Here is a 3,154-nt window from a genome sequence, read left to right as displayed (position 1 = left end):
CCACTTGCTGACCCTCGAACGCCCTATCGAGATCAACCAGCATGTTTGGGATCTGCTCACCCGGGCGGACGGGACTGCGCCGCACACCGATCCCATGGTGGTCAACCGCGATGGGGCCCGGCGGAAGCCTCCCACCGGCGTCAGCCCGCTCTCCCCCTCCTGCCCCGGACAAGAAGTGGTTGGCGGAGAACCCCCCGAACCGCCTCCGCAGGCTGTCGCAGAATGAGCCCGTCAGCGGACCGCGCCGCCGCACGGCCGACAGGAACCAGCACAGGCTCGTATCCGGCATTGAACCCACCCGCCGGCTCCTCCTGGTTGTGCCTCCGTCAGCTGTGTCCCAGTAGTTGATTCCGTCCAGTATGGGATGCCCGACCGAGCCGCGAGCGACCCATCCGGCGAAGCGGCGCAAGGCACCGCCGACCTCGCCAACCCTGAGACACCCGCACCCCGCACCCACCCCTGATCAAATCGGGCCGACGACGGCCAAAGCTCGGCCGGTGATGGACCTTCGCCCCTACTCGCCGCGAAAGGCCCTGGGAAACGGTTGAAGCGATGGCAAGAAATAAGGAGGAATGATGCAAGCGGTTGTAGGCGATGGGCTGATGGTGAAGGGTCGCCACGTGGGAGATGAGGTGCGCGAGGGTGTGATCCTTGAAGTACATGGTGAGAACGGTGCTCCGCCTTACCTCGTCCGCTGGCGTGACGGTCACGAGAGCGTGTTCTTCCCTTCCGCCGACACCTTGATCGAGCACCTTCCCGGCAAACAGCGGGCACGGTGATCCGCGCAGACGTCCGCACTGGAACCAGCACAAGGAACAGCGGGTAACGCACGCGCTCTCCGGGGCAGGGCCCGGCAACGCGGATTGCGCGGCGGTTACACGATGGCATGGACCTTATGACCATCGTGGCCGACGAAGGTCGTGAGATCGCCGTCGGGTGCGTACTCCATGGGCGGGGTGGGAATCGACTGCCGCACGACCTCATAGAGGAAACAGAATCATCCGGCATGTCTGCGGTACGACGGCCGTTCTTAGCTAGCAGGTGCAATGGCACGACGTTCGATTCTCATCGGGGTTGACGGTTCCCCTCCAAGTGATGCGGCACTCCGCTGGGCGGCCCATGAAGCGTCCTTAAGAGGCGTCGGTCTCTGCCTGGTCCACGCGTTCGCGTGGTCGCTGTTCGGCGTCGATGTGCGCCGCAGCCTCAGTTGGGGGGAAGCTCACCGTATGGTCGCCGGCGCCCATCGCAAGGCCGAGAAGATCGCGCCGAGCGTCCACGTACGCAGCGAGGTCGTCACAGATAGCCCATCCATAGCGCTCATCCAGCGATCGGCCGAGGCCGGGCTGGTCGTGCTGGGGACACGCGGCCACGGTGGCTTCCGTGATCTGCTGGCCGGCTCGGTCGCGCTGCAGGTCGCCGGCCACGCCTCCTGCCCCGTGGTCTTGGTCCATGCCGGATGGCGGCCGCCCATCGACGACCGGCAGATCGTCGTCGTGGTCGGGGGTGATACAGCGCTGCAGGCCGCGTTCGGCGAAGCCGAGCTGCGTGGCATAAGGCTACGGGCGATACGCGCCTGGCGGCCGATCATGCCCACAGGACCAATCGGGCGGACAGCCATGGGCGCCCCCCTGACCGAGATCGAGCGAGACGAAGAGAACCTCCTCATCCGCGCCCTCGTTCCGTGGCGGAAGCAGCACCCCGGCGTCCGAATCATCGAATCGGTCACATGCGACAGCTCCCGCCACGCACTCATCGAGGCCTCGCGGAAAGCGGAGCTGCTGGTGGTCGGGGCACGCGAGCACTTTGGTGCACACACGCTGGCATTGGGCACCACCGCCCACGCCGTCATCCACCACGTCACCTGTCCGGTGCTGGTCGCCCGAGAGCACCGGCACCACCGTCCGTGGATGGGAGGTGTCCCGAACGCTTGAGGGTCTGAGATGGGTGTTGAACCAATCGCCGGCCAGATCGGCAACCGCCGAAGATCAGCAGGATCGGGACACGTACCGACCGGCAGCGTCAGCACGACCCGATGCGCCCCCGCGCCCGCGCGAGGCGGCAGTCCGTACGCGCGAGCCCTGCGGCGACCTGATCCGCCCAGGCGTGGACGTCTCCCGCGAAAAGGACCATCGGCCCTGGAGCACTGGGCTCGTCGGTGGAAACCTGAGCTGTGGGGGACATCATGGTATTCGTTGATCGCATTGATGCCGGACGGCGTCTAGGTGCTCGGCTACGGCATCTGCGCGGCGAGGACGTGGTCGTCGTCGGTCTTCCGCGAGGCGGCGTTCCCGTGGCATTCGAGGTCGCCCAGGCACTCGACGCACCGCTGGACGTCATCGTGGTCCGCAAGCTCGGTGTGCCGTTCCAGCCGGAGCTCGGAATGGGCGCGATCGGCGAGGACGGCGTGCGGATCCTCGACGAGGAGATCGTGCGGTTGGCGTGTGTGTCCGCCGTTGAACTGGCTGCGGTCGAGCGCCGCGAGCGAACCGAGCTGGAACGCCGTGCCGAGCGGTTCCGCGGTGATCGGGACCGGGTGCCACTGAGCGGGCGGACGGTGATCGTTGTCGATGACGGCATCGCCACCGGATCAACAGCACGGGCCGCCTGCCAGGTCGCACGCGCCCACGGAGCGGCACGCGTGGTGCTCGCCGTGCCGGTGGCACCACCGGACTGGACCAGCCGGCTCGAACACGACGCCGACGAACTGATCAGCCTGCAGACACCGACGCCTTTCTTCGCGATCGGGCAGTGGTACGCGGACTTCTCCCAGACCTCCGACGAGGAGGTCGTGGCCTGCCTGCGGCACACGGCCAAGCGGATCAGCCGGGCCGCCGGTGCCGGCGTGGACGACGACCCGGCACGAGATGAGGAGACCGAGGTACGCGCCGGGCCGGTACGGCTGGCCGGGCACCTGACCGTGCCGGATGATCCATGCGGGTTCGTCATGTTCGCCCACGGCAGCGGCAGCAGCCGTTATAGCCCCCGCAACCGATTCGTGGCCGCTGTGCTGAACCGGGCCGGGCTCGGCACACTGCTGTTCGACCTTCTGACGGCGGAGGAGGAGACCGACCGGGCCAACGTCTTCGACATCGGGCTGCTGGCCCGGCGCCTGGTCGACGCCACCGATTGGCTACGCGGACAACCCGAGGTAAGC

The 3,154-nt window shown here is 67.3% G+C and carries 4 protein-coding genes; all 4 read left to right on the top strand.

Annotated features, from left to right (window positions below; translation table 11 throughout):
• On the top strand, positions 1–226 hold a 226-nt coding region (locus HKK72_RS40370), incomplete at its 5' end, for a hypothetical protein (RefSeq protein ID WP_222721649.1).
• Between the two features lie 346 nt (positions 227–572).
• A complete protein-coding gene (locus HKK72_RS37990) occupies positions 573–779 on the top strand; it encodes a DUF1918 domain-containing protein (protein WP_315987652.1) in 207 nt (68 codons plus the stop codon).
• A 267-nt stretch (positions 780–1,046) separates the two neighbouring features.
• A complete protein-coding gene (locus tag HKK72_RS37985; RefSeq protein ID WP_187239221.1) occupies positions 1,047–1,931 on the top strand; it encodes a universal stress protein in 885 nt (294 codons plus the stop codon).
• Positions 1,932–2,182: 251 nt separating this feature from the next.
• Positions 2,183–3,154: phosphoribosyltransferase (locus tag HKK72_RS37980; protein ID WP_187239220.1), on the top strand; the 972-nt coding region annotated here is incomplete at its 3' end.

This window comes from Actinomadura sp. HBU206391, from assembly GCF_014323665.1.
Classification (GTDB): Bacteria; Actinomycetota; Actinomycetes; order Streptosporangiales; family Streptosporangiaceae; genus Actinomadura_C.
The sequence above is the reverse complement of the archived record's forward strand: the minus strand, read 5'-3'. Positions and strand labels throughout refer to the sequence as shown.